Source organism: Streptomyces sp. NPDC003248, assembly GCF_055563235.1.
Genome location: NZ_JBVHDT010000014.1, coordinates 1 through 22,489 on the forward strand (window position 1 = coordinate 1; position 22,489 = coordinate 22,489).

A 22,489-nucleotide genomic window follows, 5' to 3' on the forward strand; every position below is an offset into this window, starting at 1 on the left:
CTCGCCTTCTACGACATGCAGCACAACGAGGACTCCTACTTCTGGCAGGCCCGCAAGGTCTCCCGGGCCGAGGCCACCGACCTGCGCGCCTTCGTGGAGCTGGTCGGCGGCGTCTCCTCCGGCGAGACGGCGCTCCTGGACACGGCCGCGCTCAAGGAGCGGTTCGCCGGCTCCTCCCGCGATCTGGCCGAGGCCGTCACCAGGACCGGGCCCGCGCAGACCGAGAGCGGCGAGCAGATGGGCGAGCTGTTCGGCACGGGTGTCGTGACGGAGGTCATGCAGGGCATGAACGAGATCCAGGCCCGCGCCTCCCTCGGCGGCGCGACGGCGCTGGAACGCCCCCTCTTCCCCGACGGCCTGATCCCCTCATCCGACGGCCTGGGCTGGACGGTACCGGAGCCGGACGACGCCGAACCCCCGACGAACGGCGCCGAACGGCCGACCGACGACGCCGAGCAGTCCGCGCTCACCCACGGAGGTCCGGTCGCATGACGTCGCTGGAGAAGCCGTTGACCCGTGAGCAGGTGCTCGCGGACCTCGCGGAGACACTGGAAGAGGACATCGGGGCGCTCGACGAGGATACCGACCTCGTCTCCTTCGGCCTCGACTCGATCAGGATGATGCACCTCATGGTCCTCTGGCGCCGCTACGGCGTCGAGGTGACCCTCCAGGACCTCACGGCGAATCCCACGCTGAAAGGCTGGTGGGAGGCGCTGAGCCTGCCCGACAGGCGGGGGATGGGGTGAACTCCGAGCGCATCGCCGCGAGCGTCCTGGCCGCCACCGGCGTGGTCGTGGCCCTCGCGGCCCTGCTCTCCGTGCTCGCCCGGCCCCTGGGCAGCCACCGGTCATCGGCCAGGTCCTCGCCGGCATCGCGCTCGGTCCAAGATGCCCGGCCGATCTCCCGCCGCCCCGAGCTCACTGCTCGCAGGCTTCTGCTCTTGTATGCGAGACGGCTCGATCGACTGGCTGTGCCTGCCCCGCTTCGACTCGCCAGCCGTGTTCGCCCGGCTGCTGGGCACGCCGAATCACGGTACCTGGCGGGTAAGCCCCGCGATCGAGGCAGAAGCGGTGCCGCAGTCGCCGATCAGCGCCGCTTTCGTATGTCCCGGCGTACCACTCGATCGTCTTCCTGACGCGCACTGGTAGAGACACACTGCGGTACTCCCCCGCCTCACTGTGCTGGAGCGGTCCGTACGCCGGGTGGACAGAATGACCTGCGGAGATATCAAACCCCCCGCTCCGCATCGGCCTCGCTCAACGCGGCCCGCGAGCCAGGCGAACCGCACCGGCCCGCCGAACCGCAAGAGACACCTGAGTCATCAGCTGATGACTCGTCAGTAAAGTCGGCAAAAGGTCAGCAAGAGGCTGACCAGAGTCGCCCGCAGGCAGCCACACTGTGGAAGCGCCTGCTGTTCTGACTCAGGCACTCGGCAGGGTCGGCCGTCGCCTCCGTGAGCCACCGGAGCGGTGGGAGGCAGTGGCCCTCAGGGTCGTACCTCCCTACCGCCAGAACCCGGTATCCGTGCAGGTCAGTGCCTGTTTCCCCGCGGTTTCAGCGGGGCGTTCGGCAGCTCGGGGGCGGGCAGTGGAGCGCCGTCGTAGCCGTCTACCTCGCCGAACCGGGGGCCGCCGAGCTCCGCCATCCAGTCCTCCCGTGCGCGGACGATGTCCTGGTGGGTGCGTCCGATGAAGTTCCACCACATGACGATCTCCTCCTCGAACGGAGGGCCGCCCAGCAGGACGGCCCGGGCCGTGTCGTCGGACTCGTTCGTGAGGGTGAGACGGGCGGCGCCGGGCTCCAGGCAGCCGAGTTCCGCGGGCCGCAGGGAGGTGTCGGCGAAGCGGACCGCCCCGGTGTCGACCAGGAGGCCGTGCTCGAAGGCGGGGTCGACGGGCAGGGTGACCGTGGCGCCCGGACTCAGGAGGAGTTCCGCGCCGAGGAGGGGCGTGAAGGTCCGTACGGGGGAGGTCGTCCCGGCGAGGGTGCCGAGGAAGACGCGGATCTCGGCGCCGTCCAGCCGTACCGGCTCGGGGACGTGGTGCTGGAAGTCGCGTCCGGTGGCGCGGTGCGCGTCGGGGAGGGCCACCCAGAGCTGGACGCCGTGCAGGACGGTGGTGTCCGGGGTGGAGACCTCGGTGTGGCTGATGCCGTGGCCGCCGGTCATGAGGTTGAGCTCGCCGGGGCGGACGAAGGCGTGGCTGCCGAGGCTGTCGCGGTGTTCGATCTCACCGCTGAACAGCCAGCTCACGGTCTGGAGTCCGGTGTGCGGGTGCGGCGCGACGTCCATGCCGCCGGTGTCGGCGACGTCGTCGGGGCCGTAGTGGTCGGCGAAGCACCAGGCGCCGATCAGCGAACGGGTACGCTGCGGCAGCGTCCGCCGTACGGTCATGGCCCGTGGGCCGCCCAGCGGCACGTCCCGCGGGGTGAGTACCTCGACCTTGCTCACTGCGGCCCACCTCTCGTCGGTTCCATCCCGACCCTCCCAGGAATGTTACATATTCAACTATGACTCGACGGATCTTCATAGACAAGCAGAGCCCCAAGGCCTATCACGCGCTGGTCCAGACGTCCGAGGCCGTGCGCGCGACGGCGGCCGACGCGGGCCTGGAGCGCACCGTCGTGGAGCTGGTCAACCTGCGCGTCTCGCAGCTCAACGGCTGCGCGTACTGCCTCGACCTGCACACCGGGGCCGCCCTGCGCGGGGGTGAGACCACGCGCCGGCTGGGGGTGCTCGCGGCGTGGCGGGACACCGACCTGTTCACCCCGCTGGAGCGGGCGGCCCTGGCCCTGGCGGAGGCGACCACCCACCCCAGCGACGCCGCCGCGCAGGAGACCGCGTACGCCGAGGCCCGGGAGGCCCTCACCGAGGACCAGATCTCGGCGGTGATCTGGGTGGCGGTCACCATCAACGCCTTCAACCGGGTGTCCATCCTGAGCAAGCACCCCGTCCACTGACGGCCCGTCCGCCTCGTGGCCGGGGGCGTCCCTGGAGCCGTCGGGAACGACCTAGGCGGAGGTGAGGATCTGTGACGCCTGCACCTTGATCAACGTGTTCGTCCAGCGCATCTGCCGCAGCGTCCGCGGGTGGCAGGAGCCGACGAGGTCCAGCAACTCCTCGTCGCGCAGGGCCTGGGCGGCCTGGGCGAGCATCTCCCAGTGCAGCGAGTTGCGGGCGGCGGCCAGGTGGAGGTCGCGCAGGTCGTGCAGGAGGAGCAGGCCCGCCGCGGGGCGCCGGCCGAGCGCCCCGGCGGTCCTCTCGCGCAGCGCGGCGAGGGCGCCGGGGCCCGGGTCGTCCGGCGGTCCCGGCAGGTCGAGGCCGTGGCGGCGGCCCGTCGCGGCCAGCCGGGCGGTGTGCTCGTGGGACCAGCGGGCGAGGTCCCTGGCGACGTGGTGGACCTCGTGCTCCGCGCGGTGCCGTTCCGCCGCGGCCAGCAGGTCCCGTTCCAGGCCGTGTTCGCCGTCGTGCAGGGCGCGCAGGGTGGCGGTGACTCCGGTCGTCGTCATCGGCGGCCGTCCTTCCCGGGGCCCTCGGCGCGCCGCGCGACGAGCGTGACGCGGGCGGCGCCCGACTTGAACAGGGGCTGCTTGGAGACCGGGTCCCAGTCGGTGACCGTCGTCTCGTTGGCGGCCCGTCCGGGGCCGCCGTCGGGCGGGCGGTGGCCCTCGGGGGTGTCCCAGTAGCCGTAGTGGAACGGCAGGAAGACCGTGCCGTCGCGCATGACGGTGGTCCGCAGCCGGGCGCGCACCGTGCCGCGCGGGGTCGTGACCTGGACGAGGTCGCCGTCGGCCAGGCCCTGCCGGGAGGCCTCCGACGGCGACAGCTCCGCCCACACGTCGGGGGCCGCGGCGTCGAGCTCGGGGACGCGGCCGGTCTTCGTACGGGTGTGGAAGTGGTGCACGGTCCGTCCGGTGATCAGCCGGAGGGGGTGGTCGGGGGAGGTCTCCTCGTGCGGGGGCAGGTACTCGGCGGCCTTGAGGACCGCCTTGCCGTCCGGGTTGAGGGACCGGTACTCGACGGGCTCCACGGACGCCCCGGTGACGAGGTCCCTGCCGTAGCTCTCGCAGGTGTCGGGGCGGGCGAAGGTGATGCCGCCGGTGTAGAGGCGCGGGGTGCCGCCGGGGGCGTCGGCGGTGCAGGGCCACTGGATGCCGCCGGCCTCGCGCAGACGGTCGTAGGACAGGCCGGTGTAGTCGCAGGGGCGGCCGGCACTGCACCGCTGCCACGCCGCGAACGCCGACTCCGGGTCGTGCCAGGTGATCAGCGGGGCGCCGTCCTTGTCGCGGAAGTCCATGCGGGCGGCGTAGGCGAGGAAGATGTCGAGGTCGGCGCGGGCCTCGCCGGGCGGGTCGACGGCCTTCTCCGAGAGGTGGACGGTGCGGTCCGCGTTGGTGAGGGTGCCCGTCTTCTCGCCCCAGGTGGCGGCGGGCAGGACGACGTCCGCGAGCTGCGCGGTCTCCGTGAGGAAGAGGTCCTGGACGACGGTGAACAGCTCTTCCCGGGCGAGGATCGCGCGGATGCGGGAGAGCTCCGGCAGGGAGACGGCCGGGTTGGTGCCGGTGATCCACAGGAACCGGACCGAGCCCTGTTCGGCGTTGCGGAAGATCTGCATCGCGTGGGTGGGCGGCGCGTGGTGCGGGATGCGTTCGGGCTCGACGTTCCAGATCCGGGCCAGCTCGGCGACGTGCGCGTCGTTCTCCCAGTTGCGGAAGCCCGGCAGGTCGCCGTCGGCGCCGCACTCTCGGGTGTTCTCGGCGCTGGGCTGGCCGTTCATCTGGAGCAGTCCGCAGCCGGGGCGGCCCAGCATGCCCCGGAGCAGGTGCAGGTTGTTGACCTGGACGGCGGCCGCGGTGGCCTGGTGGGACTGGTAGACGCCCTGGAGGACCGTGGACAGCAGCCGCTCGGCGGTGCCGAGGACCTCCGCCGCCCGTTCGATCTCGGCGGCCGGGACGTCGCAGACGCCGGCGGCCCACTTCGGGGTGCACCGCTCGACGGCGGCGGCCAGCTCGTCGAAGCCGACGGTGTGCCGCTCCAGGTAGGCGTGGTCGATCCGGTCGGTGCGGATCAGCTCGTGCAGCAGGGCGTTGAGCAGGGCGACGTTCGTGCCCGGGCGGGGGGCGAGGTGGACGTGGGCGTGGCGGGCGACGTGGGTGCGGCGCGGGTCCACGCACAGCAGCGTGGGCGGTTCGGGGCCGGCGAGCCGGTCCAGGACGCGCGCCCACAGCACCGTCTGCGTCTCGGCCATGTTGTGGCCGAACAGGGCGATGGTGTCGGCGTGGTCGATGTCCTCGTAGGAGCCGGGCTGTCCGTCGCAGCCGAACGTCTCCTTCAGGGCCTCGGCGGCGGTGGCCGTGCACAGGCGGGTGTTGCCGTCGAGGTGGTTGGTCCCGATGCCGGCGCGGGCGAGGACGGCGAGCGTGTAGTACTCCTCCAGGAAGAGCTGCCCGCTGGTGTAGAAGCCGAGGGCGCCCGGTCCCCGCTCGTCCAGCAGTGCGCGGGTGCGGGCGGCGATCCGGTCCAGCGCGGTGTCCCAGTCGCACTCCGTCAGCCGTCCGCCCTCGCGCACCAGCGGCCGGGTCAGCCGGTCCGGGGAGTGGTTGGCCTGCCAGCCGTACAGGTCCTTGGGTCCCAGCCGGCCGTGGTTGACCCGGTCGCCGGCCCTCCCCCGCACACCCACGATCCGGCCGTCCCGGACGGCGATGTCCATGGCGTCGCCGTTGGAGTGGAGCAGCGAGGCGGAGGGCACCCAGCGCTCCACGTCGTCCTCGGTGAGCCCGTCGGCCAGGTGCAGGTCGGTGCGGACGGGCCACGGCGCGCCGGGTCCGTAGGGCGTCCGGGGACCCCAGGGGTCCTCGATGCGGTCGGGTCCCTTCTCCACCACGTCACCTCCGCCGGTCGAGCTGCTTGCCCCGGGCGAGTACCCCGTTACGCCTGCACTGCGCGTCACGGGTGATCGTCCGGGGCGAGCGCCCCTGGGCCCGCCTTCTCGTACGCGCCGGGCGGAGCACCCCGTCGCCGCTTCGCCGCGGGCGAGCACCCCGTCGCACCCGTGCCGGCCCGTCGCAGGTGATCGTCCCGGGCGGACACACCCGCCGCGGCCGTGGCCGCCCGGCCGCGCCCCGGTCCCGCCCCGGGCCCCCCGGCCCCACGCCCCTCCCGTGCGCTCAGGGGATTGCCCGCCCCGGCCGCCGGTAAGGATCTCCCGGCCCGTGCACCCGCCCGCCCCGCCCCGGAGGACGCCCATGCCGCACCCTCTCGTCCCGGACGTTCCGGAGGGACCGGACGGCCCGGAGGCCGTCAACGCCGATGCCTGGCAGGCCTACGCGGAGGGCCACCTGCGGCGCGGTACGGCCGTCGCGGAGGCGGAGCGGACCGACCGGGGGTTCCCGGGCGCCGGACCGGACGAGGCCCTCCTGGGTGAGCTGAGGGGCCGTCGGGTGCTGGACCTCGGATGCGGCACGGCCGGGCACGCCGCCCGGCTCGCGCGCGTACGGCGCCGAGGTGGACGCCGTCGACCGTGCGCCCGGTCAGATCGAACGGGCCCGGGCCCGTCACGGCGACCTTCCCGGCCTGCGCCTCGTCCACGCGGACGCCGTGGCCCACCTGCGCGCCGCCGGTCCGTACGACGTCGTCTACTCCGTCGGCGCCGTGCCGTACATCGATCCGCTCCGTCTGCTGCCCGCGCTGGCGACGGCGCTGGCGCCCGGCGGGACGCTGTGCTTCTCGGTGCCGCACACCGGTGGGCGCGGGACGGGCCCCTCGACGGAGCTCGTGGCACGGCCCGGAACCCTGCCGTTGCCGGGCGGCGGCGAGGCACCGGTCCACCGGTGGGAGCCGGCCGCGCAGGTGTGGGAGCGGCTCCTCGCCGACCACGGGCTGCGCGTGGAGGAGGTGGTGGAGGTGCCGGCGCCGGATCCGGACCGCCCCGCCTCTCACCGCGTCTTCCGGGCCCGGCGCCCCGTGCGCGTGACGTCCCGCCCGCGCTCCGCGTCGCCGCCCGTCGCCCACGCGGCCCTCGGCGTCGGCGCCGTCCTGCACGGCCCGCGCGGGCTGCTGCTGGGCCGCCACCGCCGGGGCACCTGGGAGCTGCCCGGCGGCACGGTGGAGCCCGGGGAGTCGCTCCAGGAGGCGGTCGTAAGGGAGGTGCGGGAGGAGACCGGGCTGCGGGCGGACCCCTCGGACGTCCGGCTGCTGGGCACGCTCCTCGACGACGCCGGCGGTGTCGTCCGGGTGACGGTGGGCGCCGTCGTCACCGGCTGGCGGGGCGAACCGGCCGACCAGCCCGGCGAACGCGTCGGCGACTGGCGCTGGTACGCCCTGGACCGGCTGCCGCCGTCCCTGTTCGTGTGCAGCGCCCAGGCCCTCACCGCCTGGCGCCCGGACCTGCCGATCGACCACGCGCCGGCCCACTTCACACCGTACGAGGACCGTTCCTCGTACGGGTCCGCGTACGGGTCCTCGTACGGGTGACCGGGCGTCGGCCGCGATGTGACCCTTCCTCACCCGTTCTCGTGGTGTTCGCCGGGCCCCCGACGGTGACCCCCGCCGGTCGTGAGAAAGTTGCGGGCCCGAAACCACCCAGGGGGGTCCGTGACACCACATCAGACACCACTCCGGAGACAGCTTCGGAGACGGTACGGGGCGCGCAGAGCGACGCTGACGGTCCTGACGGCGCTCGGCACGCTGGCGGGCGGCCTCCTCGTGGGGGCGACGCCCGCCGGCGCGGCGACCTGGACCACCGTCGCGGCGGGCGTGGCCTACCGCCAGTACGACCTGACGGCCACGGCCGGCAGCACCCATGTGCACGTGCTGAGCGTCGACCTGACGAACAGCCACGTCCGCCTCGGCCTGCTGCATCCGGGGAAGGTCGCGGCCCGCGCGACGGTCTCCCGGCTGGCCACGGCGCAGAAGGCCGTGGCGGGCGTCAACGGGGACTTCTTCAACATCACCGAGACCCAGCACCCCGGCGTCGCCGCGACCGGCGCCTCCGTGGGCCCGGCCGTCGCGGACGGGAAGGCGCTCAAGGGCGCCGTTCCGGACGGCCAGCGGTTCGGGCCCGAACTGCCGCCGGGCACCACCACGAAGAACGTCGTCGGCGTCGGCACCGACGGCCGGGCCCGGCTGGACAGCCTGACCCTCGACGGATGGGTCACCACCATCGGGCGCCGCCTGCCGCTGGGCGGGCTCAACCAGTACGCCCTGGCGGAGAACTCCATCGGCGCGTACACGTCCGGCTGGGGCAGCGCCTCCCGGCGCCGGGCCACCTGCGGCACGGACACCGAACGGGCCGCCGCGTGCAGCACGAGCACCTACGAGGTGACCGTGCGCAACGGCGTGGTGGTGTCGTCCACCGCGACCCCGGGCAGCGGCGCCATCGCGGCGGACACGACCGTGCTCGTCGGACGGGAGGCGGGCGCGCAGCGCCTGCGCACGCTCGTCAAGGGGCAGCGGGTGACGGTGCGGTACGGCCTGACGGCCGCGTCGCGGCGCGCGTACCGCTTCGCCCTCGGCGGCTATCCGGTGCTCTCCGGCGGCCGGGCCCTGACCGGACTGGACTCCCGGACCTCGGCCGTACGGACGGCCGTGGGACTGGCGGACGGCGGGCGGCGCGTGCTGCTGTTCGCGGTGGACGGCGCGGCCGCCAACCGCTCGGGGCTGACCATCGCCGAGGTCGCCAAGTCGCTGAAGAGCCTGGGCGCCACCGAGGGCTTCAGCCTGGACGGCGGCGGCTCGACGACGCTCGTCGCCCGGGCGCCGGGAGCCTCCGGGGTCACGGTGCGCAACCACCCCTCCGGTGGCGCGGAGCGTCCCGTGCCGAACGGCATCGGCGTCTTCACGCAGTGAGCCCGCACGGCCTCACGGACGCAGGCTGCTGACGATGTCGGCGGTCGCCGTGAGGCCGCTGTGGATGGTGGGCGCCATGCTCGTGCCGGCCAGGAGGAACCCGAGCAGCAGACAGACCAGCGCGTGGGAGACCTTCAGTCCGCCGTTGCGCGTGAAGATCACAGCCAGGGCGAACAGCAACAGCACCATGGAAATGGAAACGGCCACGCCAACCTCCTCCGCGACGCCCGCTTTCGCGGCATTCGGCCGCAAGTGTGGCGTAGCGGAGGGTTCGTCCGTGCGCCTGGGCCGTCCTCCGAACGGGTGGTGTCGGCCGGGGCCGAGAATCCGCTATTCCGTCCCGTGGGCGTCGAGGAACGCCTCCAGGCCCGCCAGGTCGTCGGTGTTGAGGTGGTCGGCGCCGGCGGCGAGCAGTTCGCCCCAGAGCGCGTCCCGGGCGGGTCCGGGCGCGTCCGGGGTGGCCCAGAACCGCACCCGCTGCCCGCGCTCGTGGGCCGCGCCGACGATCGTGCGCAGCTTGAGGCGTTCCGCGTCGGGGAAGGCCCCGACGCCCTGCCAGGTGAAGTGCGAGGTCCAGTTGTCGCTGATCAGCGCGGCGAAGGAGGCCTCGGTGCTGCCGAGGTCGGTGAGGCGGCCGTCGTAGAAGGCGCGGCGCACGGTCTGCGCGGCCAGGGGCGTGCGGGCCGCGCGGTCGCCCGAGACGACGGCGGTGACCGGCCCGCGGCGCACCCGGCCGTGCGCGTACGTGGTGAACAGGTGCCGGTAGCGGTTCAGTTGGCGGTCGAGTTCGAGGTACGTGGACGCGCCCTCGGTCTTGATGTCGATCAGCAGTTGCAGCGGGGTGCGCGCGCCGCGGTACACCGAGCCGTGGTGGGCGCGTACACGGGCGGCGAGCGGGGCGAGGTAGAGGGACTCCAGGGTGCGCGCCGGGTCGAGGTCCACGGCGTCGTGGGCGACCAGGAGCTGGCCGTCGACGAGGAAGATGTCGGCCTCGACGCTGCCGAAGCGGTGGTCGAGGGCGTCCAGGAGGGGGCGCGGGTGCTCGTAGTCGTTGTGGGCGTGGGCGCGCCGCAACGGGCGCACGGGCGGCGTGCGTTCGGCCGCCAGCGCCTGGCCGGCGGGCAGGGCGACCGCTCCGGCGAGGGCGGCGCCGAGGGTGCTGAGGGCTCTGCGACGGGTGGTGAGGGGCATGGCTCCTGCCTCCCTGGGATGCCGTACGGGACCTCAGGGAGTATCACGCGTCGGGGACCCCAATGGGCCTGTACGCGAGAGGAGTTGGCCGGACCGCCGCCGGTCGTTCACCGGGTGCGCGGGAAGGCCCGCCCCGGGTGGGGCGGGCCTTCCCGCGTGCGCCGGCCGTCGGCCGTCAGGGGGCGCGGAGGTCGACCAGTTCGGCCAGGGCCTCCCGGTGGGCGCCGGCCGTGCCGTACGCGATCGCGTCGGCCTTGGCGCGCTTCAGGTAGAGGTGGACGGGGTGCTCCCACGTCATGCCGATGCCGCCGTGCAGTTGCAGGGCCTCCTCGGCGGCGCGGACGGCGACGGGTGCCGCGTAGGCCTGGGCGACGGCGACGGCCACGTCGGTGTCCTCGCCGGTGGTGAGCGCGTCGGCCGCGGCCCGGGCGGCGGCCCGGAGGCTGACGGTCTCCAGCCACAGCCGGGCGAGCCGGTGCTTGAGCGCCTGGAAGCCGCCGACGGGCCGGTTGAACTGCGTGCGCTCCTTCAGGTAGCGCACGGTCTCCGTCAACGCCCATTCGGCGACGCCGAGTTGTTCGGAGGCGAGCAGTCCGGCGGCGGCCCGCAGGGCGCGGTGGACGGCGGGTGCGGCGTCGCCGAGGCGGCGGCCGGACGCCCCGGCGAGGGTCACGGTGGCCAGCGGCCGGGTCAGGTCCAGGGCCGTCCGCGCGGTGACGGTGGCCGCGGAGGCGGCGACCGCGTAGAGCCCGCCGTCGTCCGCGGGCACGAGCAGCACGTCGGCGACCGCGGCGTCCGCGATGCCGGTCAGCTCACCGTGCAGACGGCCGCCTTCGAGCCGTACGGTCGGGAAGCCGGCGCCGGGGGCGGTGTGCAGCCCGACCGCGAGCGCCCCGATCGCCGTGGCGGACGCCAGCTCGGTGAGCAGGTCGTCGGCCCCGCACTCCAGCAGCGCCTCGGTGGCGACGACGGCGCTCGTCAGGTACGGCACGGGAGCCATCGCACGTCCGAGCTCCTCCAGGACGACGGCGGCCTCGCGGTGGGTGGCGCCCTGACCGGCCAGCTCTTCGGGGACGAGCAGGCCCGCGAGGCCCATCCCCCCGGCGAGCGCCTTCCACAGCGCCACGTCGTGCGGGGCGTCCGACTCGGTCCGGGCGATCACGCCCGGCGCGTCGCAGTGGTCGGCGAGCAGACCCCGGACGGCGGCGCGGAGGGCCTGTTCCTCCTCCGAGTACAGCAGGTCGGGCTGTGCGCTCATCGGGCCAGGTCCTTCCACGCGACGTCCTTGTCGGTGCGCGGCTCGGCGGGCAGGCCCAGGACGCGCTCGGCGACGATGTTCAGCAGGACCTCGCTGGTCCCGCCCTCGATGCTGTTGCCCTTGGACCGCAGGTAGCGGTAGCCGGCCTCACGTCCGGTGAAGTCGACGTGTTCCGGGCGGCGCATGGTCCAGTCGTCGTACAGCAGGCCCTCCTCGCCGAGGAGTTCGACCTCCAGGCCGCTGATCTCCTGGTTGAGGCGGGCGAAGGCGAGTTTCATGCCGGCGCCCTCGGGGCCGGGCTGGCCGGCGGCGAGCTGCTGGCGCAGCCGCTCGCCGGTGAGGCGGGCGACCTCGGCCTCCACCCACAGGGTGAGCAGCCGCTGGTGCAGGTCGTGCGTGCGCAGGCCGGGGCGTTCGCGCCAGGTCCTGGAGACCGGGCCGATCATGCCGCCCTCGCGGGGCAGCCGCATGCCGCCGATGGCGACGCGTTCGTTGTTCAGCGTGGTCTGCGCGACCCGCCAGCCGTCGCCGACCTCGCCGAGGCGGTGGGAGTCGGGGAGGCGGACGCCGGTGAGGAAGACCTCGTTGAACTCGGCCTCGCCGGTGATCTGGCGCAGCGGCCGGACCTCGACGCCGGGGTCGGTCATGTCGCAGACGAAGTACGTGATGCCCCGGTGCTTGGGCACGTCCGGGTCGGTGCGGGCGATGAGGATGGCCCAGCGGGCGAGGTGGGCGCTGGACGTCCACACCTTCTGCCCGTCGACCACCCATGTGTCGCCCTCGCGGACGGCGCGGGTGCCGAGCGCGGCCAGGTCGGATCCGGCGCCGGGCTCGCTGAACAGCTGGCACCACACCTCCTCGCCGGTCCACAGGGGCCGCAGGAACCGCCGTTTCTGCTCCTCGGTGCCGTAGGCGAGGATCGTGGGCGCGGCCATCCCGAGGCCGATGCCGATGCGCCGGGGGTCGTTGTCGGGGGCGCCCGCGGCCTCCAGCGCGGTGTCCACCACGGCCTGGAGGGACCGCGGGGCGCCGAGTCCGCCGAGGCCCTCCGGGAAGTGCACCCACGCCAGCCCGGCGTCGAAGCGGGCCCGCAGGAAGGCGAGGCGGTCGGTGCCGGCCGGGGGGTGCGCGGCCAGGAACTCCCGGGTGCGGCGCTCGAGTTCGGCTGCGTCGGTCATACGGCGGCTCCGTTCCCCGGGACGACGGCGACCCGGCCGGTGGTGGTGCCGTCGGCGACCCGCTGGACGGCGGCGGCGGCCTCCTCCAGCGGCACCCGCTCGCTGACCAGCGGCCTGACCGCGCCCTTGGCGGCCAGTTCGGTGAGCTGCTCGTGGCAGTGCCGGACCAGCTCGGGCTTCCTGGTGTTGTACAGGCCCCAGTGCAGGCCGAGGATCGAGTAGTTCTTGATCAGGGCGTGGTTCAGCGCGGGGTTCGGGATGGTGCCGCTCGCGAAGCCCACGACGACGATCCGGCCCTCGAAGGCGACGGTCTTGGCCGACTGGGCGTAGGCCTGGCCGCCGACCGGGTCGTAGACCACGTCGGCGCCGCGCCCGCCGGTGGCCTCCTTCACGGCGGCGACGACGTCCTCGCTCCGCCGGTCGATCACCACGTCGCAGCCCAGCTCCCGGGCGACGGCCGCCTTGCCGGCGCCGCCGACGACGCCGATCACGGTGGCGCCGGCCGCCTTGCCGAGCTGGACGGCGGCGCTGCCGACGCCTCCGGCGGCGGCGTGGACCAACAGCGTCTCGCCCGCTTCGAGGCCGGCCCGGCGGTGCAGGGCGAACCAGCCCGTCTGGTAGCCGATGTGCAGCGCGGCGGCCTCGGCGTCGTCCAGCGCGTCGGGGGCGGGCAGGACGGCGGCGGCGTCCGCGACGGCGTACTCGGCGAATCCGCCGTACGGCAGCGCGGGGGTGGCGAGGACCCGGCGGCCGTCCTCGGTCTCGCCGCAGATCTCCACGCCGGGGGTGAACGGCAGCGGCGGTCGCACCTGGTAGTGGCCCCGGCACATCAGCGCGTCCGGGAAGTTGACGTTCGCGGCGCGCACCCGGAGCAGGACCTGGCCGTCGTCGGGGACGGGCCGCTCGACCTGCCGGAGCCGCATCACCTCGCTCGGCTCGCCGTTCTCGTGCACCTGCCATGCCTGCATGCGGGGCCTCCAGGGGACTGCTGCGTCCGACCGGCTCTCCGACCGGGTCGAGGTGCATACTAAGCGGTCGCTTGCCAGGGGGGAACCCGTGACGCTCCTCACGACCGCTTGGGGCGCGCCCGCACGTGCATGCGCTCCCCCTGCGGTCCGAACAGGCTCAGGAACTCCGCCGGCCCCTCCCCCGTCGACCCGAACCAGTGCGGCACCCGGGTGTCGAACTCGACGGCCTCCCCCGCGGTCAGCACGAGGTCGTGATCGCCGAGGACCAGCCGCAGCCGCCCGGACAGCACGTACAGCCACTCGTACCCCTCGTGGGTGCGCGGCTCCGGCTCGTCCGTGCGCGGCGGGACCAGCACCTTGAAGGCCTGGAGGCCGCCGGGCTGCCGGGTCAGCGGCCAGTACGTGCGCCCGTGCCGCACGATCGGCCGGGCCCGCACCCGGGGGTCGCGCACCGACGGCGCACCCACGAGTTCGTCCAGTGCCACCTCGTGGGCCCGGGCGATCGGCAGCAGCAGCTCCAGGCTGGGCTTGCGCAGGCCCGACTCCAGCCGGGAGAGCGTGCTCACCGAGATGCCGGTCGCCTCGGACAGTCCGCCCAGCGTCGCGCCCCGCTCCTTGCGGATCCGCCGCAGCCGCGGGCCGACGTCCGCGAGCACCTCTTCCACACCGTCGTCACTCATGAGTCCATTGCAGTTTCGGCAAACGAGTTTGTCAACACGGCGGTGACCGGGTGACCGTGCCCCTGGAGGTGGTCACTCATGACCGAGGAATACGAAGTGATCGTGATCGGCGGTGGCGCGGCGGGCCTGTCCGCCGCCCTCGTCCTGGGCCGGGCCCGGCGCCGGACGCTGGTCGTGGACGCGGGCGAGCCGCGCAACGCGCCCGCCGCCCACATGCACGGCTACCTGTCCCGGGACGGGATGCCGCCCGCCGAGTTCCTGGCGGCCGGCCGTGAGGAGATCGCCCGGTACGGCGTGGAGCTGGTCCGGGACCGGGCGGTGGACGCCGAGCGGGGCGAGGACTTCGCCGTGCGGCTCGCCGGGGGCACCCCCTCCGGGGGAGGACGGACCGTGCGCGCACGCGCCCTCGTCGTCGCCACCGGCCTGAAGGACGAACTGCCCCCGGTCGAGGGCGTCGCCGCCCGCTTCGGCAGGGACGTGCTGCACTGCCCGTACTGCCACGGCTGGGAGGTCCGCGACCAGGCGTTCGGGGTGCTCGCGACGAGCCCGCTGAGCGTCCACCAGGCGCTGATGGTGACCCAGTGGTCGAAGGACGTGACGTTGTTCCTGCACACGGTCGCCGAGCGGGAGCTGTCCGACGAGGACCTGCGCAGGCTGGCCGCGGCCGGCGTGCGGGTGGTTCCGGGCGAGGTGGCCGGGCTGGTCGTGGAGGACGACCGGCTCACGGGCGTCCGGCTCATCGGCGGCGGCGTCCACGCGCGGGAGATCCTGTTCGTCGCGCCCCGCGCCGTCCCGCGGACCGACCTGCTGCGACGGCTGGGCGCCGAGACGACCGAGACGCCCTTCGGCACCTACCCGGTGGTCGACGCCCGCGGCCTGACGACCGTGCCGGGCCTGTGGGCGGTGGGCAACGCCTCCGGCTTCGCCGAACAGGTGGTCAACGCGGCCAGCCGCGGCTACCGGGCCGGCGCCGCGATCAACGGCGAGCTGCTGATGACGGACCTCGACCGGGCCACGGCGGCAACGCTGCGGGCGTAGCCGCGTCCGCACCCCCACCCCGGCATTGCCGGCGGGGACGCGGCCGCACCGACGCTGCGGGCGGAGCCGGCGCCGCGCCCGGTCCGACGCCGCGGGTCAGGGGGGACGCGGCCGCCCGGACGCCGCGGGTCAGGGGGGACGCGGGCGCCCCGACGCCGCGAGGCAGGGAGGACGCGGCCGCACCGGCGCTGCGGGTGCCCTCCCCCGCCGTGCCCGCGCCCGCGCTGCGGGTGCAGGGGGGACGCGCCGCCCCGACGCCTGCGGGCGGAGCGGCCACCACACCCGCCCCGGCACTGCGGGGGCGGCGGGGACGCGGCCACACCGGCGCTGCGGGTGCCGCCCCCGCCCCAACGCTGCGGGCGGAGCGGCCACCACACCCGCCCCGGCACCGCAGGTGCAGCGGCGACACCGCCACCCGGACGCCGCGGAAGCAGCGGGAACGCGGCCACACCGGCGCCGCAGGTGCGGCGGCGATGCGGCCACCCGGGCGCCGCGAGTGCAGCCGGGACGCGGCCGCACCGGCGCCGCGAGTGCCGTCCCCACCGCGCCCGCACCGGCGCCGCGGATGCCGTCCCCACCGCGCCCGCCTCCGCGCTGGGGGTGCAGGGGGACGCGCCGCCCCCCGCGCTGCGGGTGTAGCGGGGACGCCGTCGGTGCACCATGGCTGCATGCTGCTGACCCGGCTCGCCGACGTGTCGCGGGAGGTCGCCGCCGCCTCGGCGCGCTCCCGCAAGATCGCTCTGCTCGCCGAGCTGTTCCGGGACGCGGAGGCCGAGGACGTGCCGATCGTCATCCCCTATCTGGCCGGGCGGCTTCCGCAGGGGCGGCTGGGCGTCGGCTGGAAGGTGCTGGGCCGCCCGGTGGCCCCGGCCGGCGAACCGACCCTGACCGTGCGCGAGGTGGACGCCCGGCTCGGTGAGCTGGGCACGGTCGCCGGACCCGGGGCGCAGGCCGAACGGGTCCGGCTGGTCGGGGAGCTGATGGGCGCGGCCACCGAGCGGGAGCAGCGCTTCCTGCTCGGGCTGCTCACCGGCGAGGTCCGGCAGGGCGCGCTGGACGCGGTCGCGGTGGAGGGGCTGGCGCGGGCCACCGGGGCGCCCCCGCCCGAGGTGCGGCGGGCGGTGATGCTGGCGGGCTCGTTGCAGACGGTGGCGCAGGCGCTGCTCACGGACGGTCCGGCGGCGCTGGAGCGGTTCCGGCTGACGGTGGGCCGCCCGGTCCTGCCGATGCTGGCCCACTCGGCGTCCTCGGTGACCGAGGCGGTCGGCAAGCTCGGCGCCTGCGCGGTCGAGGAGAAGCTGGACGGCATCCGCGTCCAGGTCCACCGCGACGGCGACAGCGTGCGGGTCCACACCCGCACCCTCGACGACATCACCGACCGCCTGCCCGAACTGACCGCGGCGGCACGGGAGCTGCGCGGGGAGCGGTTCATCCTGGACGGCGAGGTCATCGCCCTCGACGGCACCGGCCGGCCGCGCTCCTTCCAGGAGACCGCGGGCCGCGTCGGCTCCCGCGTGGACGTGGAGACGGCCGCCCGGGAGGTCCCCGTCTCCCCCGTCTTCTTCGACGCGCTGTCCGTCGACGGCCGGGACCTGCTCGACCTGCCGTTCACCGAACGCCACGCGGAGCTGGCGCGGCTGGTGCCCGAGCCGATGCGGGTGCGGCGCACGGTGGTGTCCGGCCCGCCGGACACGGCGGCGGCCGAGGAGTTCCTCGAGGAGACCCTGCGGCGCGGTCACGAGGGCGTCGTCGTCAAGGCCCTCGACGCGCCCTACAGCGCCGGCCGGCGCGGCGCGTCCTGGCTGAAGGTCAAGCCCGTGCACACCCTGGACCTGGTCGTCCTGGCCGCCGAGTGGGGCCACGGACGGCGCACCGGCAAGCTCTCCAACCTGCATCTCGGCGCCCGTACCGCCGACGGCGGCTTCGCCATGCTCGGCAAGACCTTCAAGGGCATGACGGACGCGATGCTCACCTGGCAGACCGGGCACCTGAGGGAGCTGGCCGTCCAGGAGCACGGCTGGGGGCTGACCGTACGCCCCGCCCTCGTCGTGGAGATCGCCTATGACGGCCTCCAGCGCTCCACCCGCTACCCGGCCGGCGTCACCCTGCGCTTCGCCCGTGTGCTGCGCTACCGCGAGGACAAGCGGCCCGAGGAGGCCGACACCGTCGAGACCCTGCTCGCCGCGCACCCCGAGGTGCGTCCGTGACCGCGCGGCGCAGCGCGGGCCTGCTGCTGTTCCGGCGCACCGACGCCGGTGTGGAGGTGCTGCTGGGGCACATGGGCGGCCCGTTCTGGGCGCGCCGGGAGGCCGGGGCGTGGACCGTGCCCAAGGGCGAGTACGAGCCCGACGAGCCCGCCTGGGAGGCCGCCCGCCGGGAGTTCCGGGAGGAACTGGGCGTCGCGCCGCCCGACGGGGAGGCGGTCGAACTCGGTGAGGTCCGGCAGACGAACGGCAAGATCGTCACGGCCTGGGCGGTCGAGGCGGACCTCGATCCGGCGGCGGTCGAACCCGGCACGTTCGTCATGGAGTGGCCGCCCCGGTCCGGGCGGACGCGGGAGTTCCCCGAGCTGGACCGGGTCGCCTGGTACGGCCTGGACCGGGCGCGCGAGGTGATCGTCAGGGCCCAGTCCGCGTTTCTGGACCGGCTGGCGGAGCACTCGGGCTGAGAGCGCACGCGTTGCGGGGCCCGGCGCGCCGCGCGAAGGTCGAAGCACAGTCGGTTTCCAGGAGGTCGGTCATGCCCATCGCGACGGTGAACCCGGCGAACGGCGAGACGCTCAAGACGTACGAGGCCATGGACGAACAGGAGCTCGAACGCCGGCTCCAGCTCGCGCAGGCCACGTTCCGCACGTACCGCACGTCGGCGTTCGCCGAGCGGGCCCGGCTGATGGAGCGGGCCGCCGGCCTCCTCGACGAGGACGCGCCGGACGTCGCCCGGGTGATGACCACCGAGATGGGCAAGCCGGTCAAGCAGGCGCGGGCCGAGGCCGCGAAGTGCGCGCGGGCGATGCGCTGGTACGCCGGGCACGCGGAGGCGCTGCTCGCCGACGAGGAGCCGGCCGAGGCCGACGTGAAGGACTCCGGTGCCTCCCGCGCCCTGGTCCGCTACCGGCCGCTGGGCCCGGTCCTGGCGGTGATGCCGTGGAACTTCCCGCTGTGGCAGGTGATCCGCTTCGCCGCGCCCGCGCTGATGGCCGGCAACGTGGGTCTGCTCAAGCACGCCTCGAACGTCCCGCAGACCGCCCTCTACCTGGAGGACCTGTTCCACCGGGCGGGCTTCACGGAGGGCTGCTTCCAGACCCTGCTGATCGGCTCCGGCGCGGTCGACGAGATCCTGCGCGACGAGCGGGTCAAGGCCGCGACCCTGACCGGCAGCGAGCCGGCCGGACGCGCGGTCGCCTCCACCGCCGGCGAGATGGTCAAGAAGACGGTGATGGAGCTGGGCGGCAGCGACCCGTTCGTCGTGATGCCGTCCGCGGACGTCGACCGGGCCGCCGAGGTCGCGGTGACGGCGCGGGTGCAGAACAACGGGCAGTCGTGCATCGCCGCGAAGCGGTTCGTCGTCCACACGGACGTGTACGACCGCTTCGCGGAGCGCTTCACCGAAGGGATGAGGGCGCTGCGGGTCGGGGACCCGCTGGAGGAGGACACGGAGGTCGGCCCGCTGGCGAGCGAGCGGGGGCGCGCCGACCTGGAGGAGCTGGTGGACGACGCGCGGCGCGGCGGCGCCGGCGTGCTGTGCGGCGGGGAACGCCCGGAGGGGCCCGGCTGGTACTACCCGCCGACCGTCCTGGCCGGCGTCACCCGTGAGATGCGGATCCACCGCGAGGAGGCGTTCGGGCCGGTCGCGACGCTGTACCGGGCCGCCGACCTGGACGAGGCGGTCCTCATCGCCAACGACAGCCCGTTCGGCCTGAGTTCCAACGTCTGGACGCGCGACGAGGCCGAGGTCGACCGTTTCGTCCGGGATCTGGAGGCGGGCGGGGTGTACGTCAACGGCATGACGGCGTCCCACCCGGCCCTCCCGTTCGGCGGGGTGAAGCGGTCGGGTTACGGGCGTGAGCTGTCCGGGCACGGAATCCGCGAGTTCTGCAACATCACCACGGTTTGGCACGGTGCGTGACCGTCGCGCGGCTACGATCCCGGGTGTGAACCGCGAAGTGACTCTGCCGCTGATCGTCGACGACCGCGGGACCCTCCAGGTGTCCGCGGCCGACGTGAGCAAGCTGCTGCGGACGCTGGGCGGCCGGTGGCTGCATCTCGTCGAGGCGGGCGCGGAGGGGCTGGACGAGGACACCGTCGCCGCGCTGACCATCGAGCTGGCGAAGCTGGCGGATCGCATCGATGTGGCGTGCATCGCGCACAGCAGCGGGAGCACTCCGTAGGGGGTGCGGATGCGTTGCCGGGTGCGGACCGGTTGTGGCTGGTCGCGCCCACGCGGCGGAGCCGCACGTCGGCACAGCCCCGCGCCCCTGAGGCCTGCTGTTCCGCCGTCCGCCTTGAAGACGCCGCCTGCTGCACCCACCCAGGGGCGCGGGGAACTGCGCGACCGGCCGCGGGCGAGCCTCGGACCGCATCGCGCAGCGCCACCCCGCCGCGTCAGCGGATCGGCATCCCGGACAGGGTCCGGGCGATGACGAGCCGCTGGATCTCGCTCGTCCCCTCGAAGATGGTGTAGATCGCGCTGTCGCGGTGCATGCGCTCCACCGGGTACTCCCGGGTGTAGCCGTTGCCGCCGAGGATCTGGACGGCCTGCGCCGTCACCTTCTTGGCCGTCTCGCTCGCGAACAGCTTGGACATCGAGCCCTCGGCCGCGGTGAACGGCTTGCCGTTGATCGCCATCCAGGAGGCGCGCCAGACGAGGAGCCGGGCCGCGTCGATGGAGGTCCGCATGTCGGCGAGCTGGAAGGCGACGCCCTGGTTGTCGATGATGGGGCGGCCGAACTGCTCGCGGGTCCTGGCGTAGTCGAGGGCGACCTCGTAGGCGGCGCGGGCCGTACCGACGGCCATCGCGCCGACCGCCGGCCGCGAGGCCTCGAACGTGGCCATCGCCGCGTTCTTCACCCGCTCCCCGGACCTGGCCCGCTCACGGGCCCGCGCGAGGCGCTCGTCCAGCTTCTCCTTGCCGCCGAGCAGGCAGGAGCCGGGCACGCGCACCTGGTCGAGGACGACCTCGGCGGTGTGCGAGGCGCGGATGCCGTGCTTCTTGAACTTCTGGCCCTGGGAGAGGCCGGGCGTGCCGGGCGGGACGATGAAGGACGCGTGGCCCTTGGAGCCCAGCTCCGGGTCGACGACCGCGACGACCACGTGGACGTTGGCGATGCCGCCGTTGGTCGCCCACGTCTTGGTGCCGTTGATCACCCACTCGTCCTTGGCCTCGTCGTACACGGCCCGGGTGCGCAGGGAGGCGACGTCGGAGCCGGCGTCGGGCTCGGAGGAGCAGAAGGCGGCGACCTTGACGTCGTTGGCGTCGCCGTACATCTGGGGGATCCAGGTGCCGATCTGCTCCTCGGTGCCGTTGGCGAGGACGCCCACGGCGGCGAGGCCGGTGCCGACGATGGACAGGGCGATGCCGGCGTCGCCCCAGAAGAGTTCCTCCATGGCCATCGGGATGCCGAGGCCGGTCGGGTCGAAGTACTGCTGGGCGTAGAAGTCGAGGGAGTAGATGCCGACCTTCGCGGCCTCCTGGATGACCGGCCAGGGAGTCTCCTCACGCTCGTCCCATTCGGCGGCCGCGGGCCGGATGACGTCGGCGGCGAAGCCGTGCAGCCAGTCCCGTACCTCCTTCTGTTCGTCGTTGAGCTCCATGGTGAACTCGGCCATGTCCCCTCCAGCGGCGGGCAGTGCTTGTTACTAGCGGTAACCAAAGTCTGTTACCCGTCGGTAGGAAAAGTCAACCGCTGATGACACCTCGGCAGACCCGTTCGATGTCAGGCTGTTGTCAGGTGTTAGTTTGCGCAGGCGTCACCGAATCAGCACAGGTGGGGAGAGCACATGGACACCACGCAGCGGACCGAGCAGCAGCGGTCCGCCGACCGCCGACGGCGCGAGCTGCTGGAGGCCGCGGACAGAGTGGTGCTCCGGGACGGCCCCCAGGCCTCGATGAACGCCATCGCCGCCGAGGCCGGCATCACCAAGCCGATCCTGTACCGGCACTTCGGGGACAAGGGCGGCCTGTACGCCGCCCTCGCCACCCGGCACACGGACGCGCTGCTGGACTCCCTGCGGGCGGCGCTGGACGCCCCGGCCGAACGCCGGGAGCGGGTCGAGGCCACGCTGGACACCTACCTCGCGGCGATCGAGGCCCGCCCCCAGGTGTACCGGTTCCTGATGCATCCGGCGGAGGGGTCGCCCGGCGACCAGGGCTTCGACGTCGGCAAGCACTCGGCCCCGCTGCTGCGGCGGATGGGCGAGGAGCTGGCCCAGGTCATCGAGGACCGGCTGGACCTCGGGCCCGGGAGCCAGCAGCTCGCCCGGGTGTGGGGGCACGGCATCGTCGGCATGATGCACGCGGCCGGCGACTGGTGGCTGGGCGAACGGCCCTGCTCCCGGGCCGAGCTGGTGCGGAGCCTGGCGGACCTGCTGTGGGGACGGCTCGCGGCCGCGGGGGACCGGATCGGAGGTCCGGGCTTCTGACGGTGCCCGCGCCGCGGGGCGGACGGGGAGGCGACGACAGGCCCTGAGCCGGGTCGCGACCCCTGAGCCGTTCCGCCCCCCTACGCCGGTTCGCCGCCCCCGTGCCAGGAGGCCCGTGCCGCCTGCCGCAGCAGTCTGCGCCGGCGCCAGCCGGTCAGGTGGTCGGAGTAGACGCGGCCCTCCAGGTGATCGAACTCGTGCTGGAGGCACCGGGCGAAGAAGCCGGTGCCGTGGACCGTCACCGGCTCCCCCGTCACCGTCACCCCCTCGACCACCGCGTGGTCGTACCGTTCCGTCCCCGCCTCCAGGCCCGGCAGGGACAGACAGCCCTCCGGGCCCCGGACCACCACCCCGTCGGCCTCCACCAGGCGCGGGTTCACCACGTGTCCCAGGTGGCGGACGTCCTCGTCGTCGGGACAGTCGTAGACGAACACCCGCAGGGGCTCCCCCACCTGGTTCGCGGCGAGGCCGACGCCCTGGGCCGCGTACATCGTGGCGAACATGTCCTCGACCAGACGGGCGAGCTCCGGGCCGAAGCCGGTGACCTCGTGGCAGGGTTCCCGCAGGACGGGGTCGCCGAGGAGCGTGAGGGGCCGGACCCGCCCGTGGGCGCCCGGGATGGAGCCGTTTCGCATGGCGGCAAGGGTACGGTCCTTTCTGACACGGGCATGCCGCGCGCGGGGTCGGCCGGTG

General features: G+C 74.2%; 20 protein-coding genes and 3 pseudogenes. 12 read left to right on the plus strand and 11 right to left on the minus strand.

What is annotated here, in order from left to right; translation table 11 throughout:
• The 3 genes and pseudogenes from ACZ3KJ_RS27395 to ACZ3KJ_RS27405 form a co-directional block, all read left to right on the plus strand.
• Positions 1-492 (plus strand): annotated as a pseudogene (locus tag ACZ3KJ_RS27395) (tryptophan halogenase); the annotation flags it as partial.
• Positions 489-746 (plus strand): phosphopantetheine-binding protein, encoded by a 258-nt coding sequence (locus tag ACZ3KJ_RS27400; protein WP_467530851.1) that lies wholly within the window; start codon positions 489-491, stop codon positions 744-746. The pseudogene ACZ3KJ_RS27395 and the gene ACZ3KJ_RS27400, both read left to right, overlap by 4 nt.
• A gap of 201 nt (positions 747-947) precedes the next feature.
• Positions 948-1,076 (plus strand): annotated as a pseudogene (locus tag ACZ3KJ_RS27405) (trehalase-like domain-containing protein); the annotation flags it as partial.
• A gap of 455 nt (positions 1,077-1,531) precedes the next feature.
• Here ACZ3KJ_RS27405 and ACZ3KJ_RS27410 read toward each other — a convergent pair.
• A complete protein-coding gene (locus ACZ3KJ_RS27410) occupies positions 1,532-2,392 on the minus strand; it encodes a pirin family protein (RefSeq protein WP_467531083.1) in 861 nt (286 codons plus the stop codon).
• Positions 2,393-2,508: 116 nt separating this feature from the next.
• Between ACZ3KJ_RS27410 and ACZ3KJ_RS27415 the strand changes: the two genes are divergently transcribed.
• Positions 2,509-2,958, plus strand: a complete 450-nt coding sequence (locus tag ACZ3KJ_RS27415) for a carboxymuconolactone decarboxylase family protein (protein WP_467530852.1) — start codon at positions 2,509-2,511, stop codon at positions 2,956-2,958.
• A gap of 51 nt (positions 2,959-3,009) precedes the next feature.
• Here the strand turns inward: ACZ3KJ_RS27415 and ACZ3KJ_RS27420 are convergent, their stop codons facing one another.
• Together ACZ3KJ_RS27420 and ACZ3KJ_RS27425 are read right to left on the minus strand one after the other, a co-directional pair.
• Positions 3,010-3,507 (minus strand): hypothetical protein, encoded by a 498-nt coding sequence (locus ACZ3KJ_RS27420; protein ID WP_467530854.1) that lies wholly within the window; start codon positions 3,505-3,507, stop codon positions 3,010-3,012.
• Positions 3,504-5,879 (minus strand): molybdopterin oxidoreductase family protein, encoded by a 2,376-nt coding sequence (locus ACZ3KJ_RS27425; protein ID WP_467530856.1) that lies wholly within the window; start codon positions 5,877-5,879, stop codon positions 3,504-3,506. Before ACZ3KJ_RS27425 ends, ACZ3KJ_RS27420 begins: the two co-directional genes overlap by 4 nt.
• Positions 5,880-6,243: 364 nt before the next feature.
• Between ACZ3KJ_RS27425 and ACZ3KJ_RS27430 the strand changes: the two are divergent.
• Together ACZ3KJ_RS27430 and ACZ3KJ_RS27435 are read left to right on the plus strand one after the other, a co-directional pair.
• Positions 6,244-7,471, plus strand: a pseudogene (locus ACZ3KJ_RS27430) (NUDIX domain-containing protein).
• A gap of 186 nt (positions 7,472-7,657) precedes the next feature.
• Positions 7,658-8,845 (plus strand): phosphodiester glycosidase family protein, encoded by a 1,188-nt coding sequence (locus ACZ3KJ_RS27435; RefSeq protein WP_467531085.1) that lies wholly within the window; start codon positions 7,658-7,660, stop codon positions 8,843-8,845.
• Positions 8,846-8,857: 12 nt separating this feature from the next.
• Here ACZ3KJ_RS27435 and ACZ3KJ_RS27440 read toward each other — a convergent pair whose 3' ends face one another.
• From ACZ3KJ_RS27440 to ACZ3KJ_RS27465, 6 genes are all read right to left on the minus strand, one after another.
• Positions 8,858-9,052: a hypothetical protein gene (locus ACZ3KJ_RS27440; RefSeq protein WP_467530857.1), complete on the minus strand. Its 195-nt coding sequence runs from the start codon at positions 9,050-9,052 to the stop codon at positions 8,858-8,860.
• Between the two features lie 123 nt (positions 9,053-9,175).
• A complete protein-coding gene (locus tag ACZ3KJ_RS27445) occupies positions 9,176-10,036 on the minus strand; it encodes a phosphatidylinositol-specific phospholipase C/glycerophosphodiester phosphodiesterase family protein (protein WP_467530859.1) in 861 nt (286 codons plus the stop codon).
• A 175-nt stretch (positions 10,037-10,211) separates the two neighbouring features.
• Positions 10,212-11,294 (minus strand): acyl-CoA dehydrogenase family protein, encoded by a 1,083-nt coding sequence (locus ACZ3KJ_RS27450; RefSeq protein ID WP_467530861.1) that lies wholly within the window; start codon positions 11,292-11,294, stop codon positions 10,212-10,214.
• Positions 11,291-12,472: an acyl-CoA dehydrogenase family protein gene (locus ACZ3KJ_RS27455; RefSeq protein ID WP_467530863.1), complete on the minus strand. Its 1,182-nt coding sequence runs from the start codon at positions 12,470-12,472 to the stop codon at positions 11,291-11,293. Before ACZ3KJ_RS27455 ends, ACZ3KJ_RS27450 begins: the two co-directional genes overlap by 4 nt.
• Positions 12,469-13,440, minus strand: a complete 972-nt coding sequence (locus tag ACZ3KJ_RS27460) for an NADPH:quinone oxidoreductase family protein (protein ID WP_467530865.1) — start codon at positions 13,438-13,440, stop codon at positions 12,469-12,471. Before ACZ3KJ_RS27460 ends, ACZ3KJ_RS27455 begins: the two co-directional genes overlap by 4 nt.
• A 98-nt stretch (positions 13,441-13,538) precedes the next feature.
• Positions 13,539-14,120 (minus strand): helix-turn-helix domain-containing protein, encoded by a 582-nt coding sequence (locus tag ACZ3KJ_RS27465; protein ID WP_389517062.1) that lies wholly within the window; start codon positions 14,118-14,120, stop codon positions 13,539-13,541.
• Between the two features lie 78 nt (positions 14,121-14,198).
• On the opposite strand from ACZ3KJ_RS27465, the gene ACZ3KJ_RS27470 reads away from it, so the two are divergent.
• From ACZ3KJ_RS27470 to ACZ3KJ_RS27490, 5 genes are all read left to right on the plus strand, one after another.
• Complete coding sequence (locus ACZ3KJ_RS27470; RefSeq protein WP_467530866.1) at positions 14,199-15,158, plus strand: NAD(P)/FAD-dependent oxidoreductase; 960 nt, start codon at positions 14,199-14,201, stop codon at positions 15,156-15,158.
• Between the two features lie 668 nt (positions 15,159-15,826).
• A complete protein-coding gene (locus ACZ3KJ_RS27475) occupies positions 15,827-17,365 on the plus strand; it encodes an ATP-dependent DNA ligase (protein ID WP_467530867.1) in 1,539 nt (512 codons plus the stop codon).
• On the plus strand, positions 17,362-17,826 hold the full coding sequence (locus ACZ3KJ_RS27480; RefSeq protein WP_467530869.1) for an NUDIX hydrolase: 465 nt from the start codon (positions 17,362-17,364) through the stop codon (positions 17,824-17,826). The genes ACZ3KJ_RS27475 and ACZ3KJ_RS27480 overlap by 4 nt, the downstream gene beginning before the upstream one ends.
• Positions 17,827-17,897: 71 nt before the next feature.
• Entirely contained in the window at positions 17,898-19,283 is a 1,386-nt protein-coding gene (locus tag ACZ3KJ_RS27485; RefSeq protein ID WP_467530870.1) for an NADP-dependent succinic semialdehyde dehydrogenase, read from the plus strand.
• Positions 19,284-19,308: 25 nt separating this feature from the next.
• Positions 19,309-19,545, plus strand: coding sequence for a DUF6213 family protein (locus ACZ3KJ_RS27490; protein ID WP_358794725.1), 237 nt, complete (start codon positions 19,309-19,311; stop codon positions 19,543-19,545).
• A gap of 214 nt (positions 19,546-19,759) precedes the next feature.
• Here ACZ3KJ_RS27490 and ACZ3KJ_RS27495 read toward each other — a convergent pair whose 3' ends face one another.
• The gene (locus ACZ3KJ_RS27495) at positions 19,760-20,983 is read right to left on the minus strand and encodes an acyl-CoA dehydrogenase family protein (protein ID WP_467530872.1); all 1,224 of its coding nucleotides are present in this window, start codon (positions 20,981-20,983) and stop codon (positions 19,760-19,762) included.
• 171 nt (positions 20,984-21,154) lie between these two features.
• On the opposite strand from ACZ3KJ_RS27495, the gene ACZ3KJ_RS27500 reads away from it, so the two are divergent.
• The gene (locus tag ACZ3KJ_RS27500) at positions 21,155-21,796 is read left to right on the plus strand and encodes a TetR/AcrR family transcriptional regulator (RefSeq protein ID WP_385074684.1); all 642 of its coding nucleotides are present in this window, start codon (positions 21,155-21,157) and stop codon (positions 21,794-21,796) included.
• Positions 21,797-21,876: 80 nt separating this feature from the next.
• Here ACZ3KJ_RS27500 and def read toward each other — a convergent pair whose 3' ends face one another.
• On the minus strand, positions 21,877-22,431 hold the full coding sequence (gene def, locus ACZ3KJ_RS27505) for a peptide deformylase (protein WP_467530874.1): 555 nt from the start codon (positions 22,429-22,431) through the stop codon (positions 21,877-21,879).
• Positions 22,432-22,489 lie beyond the last annotated feature (58 nt).

Bases quoted from the DNA above. Each gene is read 5' to 3' on its own strand.
- ACZ3KJ_RS27400 (WP_467530851.1), top strand. From the start codon at position 489: ATGACGTCGCTGGAGAAGCCGTTGACCCGTGAGCAGGTGCTCGCGGAC.
- ACZ3KJ_RS27410 (WP_467531083.1), bottom strand. From the start codon at position 2,392: ATGACCGTACGGCGGACGCTGCCGCAGCGTACCCGTTCGCTGATCGGC.
- ACZ3KJ_RS27415 (WP_467530852.1), top strand. From the start codon at position 2,509: ATGACTCGACGGATCTTCATAGACAAGCAGAGCCCCAAGGCCTATCAC.
- ACZ3KJ_RS27420 (WP_467530854.1), bottom strand. From the start codon at position 3,507: ATGACGACGACCGGAGTCACCGCCACCCTGCGCGCCCTGCACGACGGC.
- ACZ3KJ_RS27445 (WP_467530859.1), bottom strand. From the start codon at position 10,036: ATGCCCCTCACCACCCGTCGCAGAGCCCTCAGCACCCTCGGCGCCGCC.
- ACZ3KJ_RS27450 (WP_467530861.1), bottom strand. From the start codon at position 11,294: ATGAGCGCACAGCCCGACCTGCTGTACTCGGAGGAGGAACAGGCCCTC.
- ACZ3KJ_RS27455 (WP_467530863.1), bottom strand. From the start codon at position 12,472: ATGACCGACGCAGCCGAACTCGAGCGCCGCACCCGGGAGTTCCTGGCC.
- ACZ3KJ_RS27460 (WP_467530865.1), bottom strand. From the start codon at position 13,440: ATGCAGGCATGGCAGGTGCACGAGAACGGCGAGCCGAGCGAGGTGATG.
- ACZ3KJ_RS27465 (WP_389517062.1), bottom strand. From the start codon at position 14,120: ATGAGTGACGACGGTGTGGAAGAGGTGCTCGCGGACGTCGGCCCGCGG.
- ACZ3KJ_RS27470 (WP_467530866.1), top strand. From the start codon at position 14,199: ATGACCGAGGAATACGAAGTGATCGTGATCGGCGGTGGCGCGGCGGGC.
- ACZ3KJ_RS27475 (WP_467530867.1), top strand. From the start codon at position 15,827: ATGCTGCTGACCCGGCTCGCCGACGTGTCGCGGGAGGTCGCCGCCGCC.
- ACZ3KJ_RS27485 (WP_467530870.1), top strand. From the start codon at position 17,898: ATGCCCATCGCGACGGTGAACCCGGCGAACGGCGAGACGCTCAAGACG.
- ACZ3KJ_RS27495 (WP_467530872.1), bottom strand. From the start codon at position 20,983: ATGGCCGAGTTCACCATGGAGCTCAACGACGAACAGAAGGAGGTACGG.
- ACZ3KJ_RS27500 (WP_385074684.1), top strand. From the start codon at position 21,155: ATGGACACCACGCAGCGGACCGAGCAGCAGCGGTCCGCCGACCGCCGA.
- def (WP_467530874.1), bottom strand. From the start codon at position 22,431: ATGCGAAACGGCTCCATCCCGGGCGCCCACGGGCGGGTCCGGCCCCTC.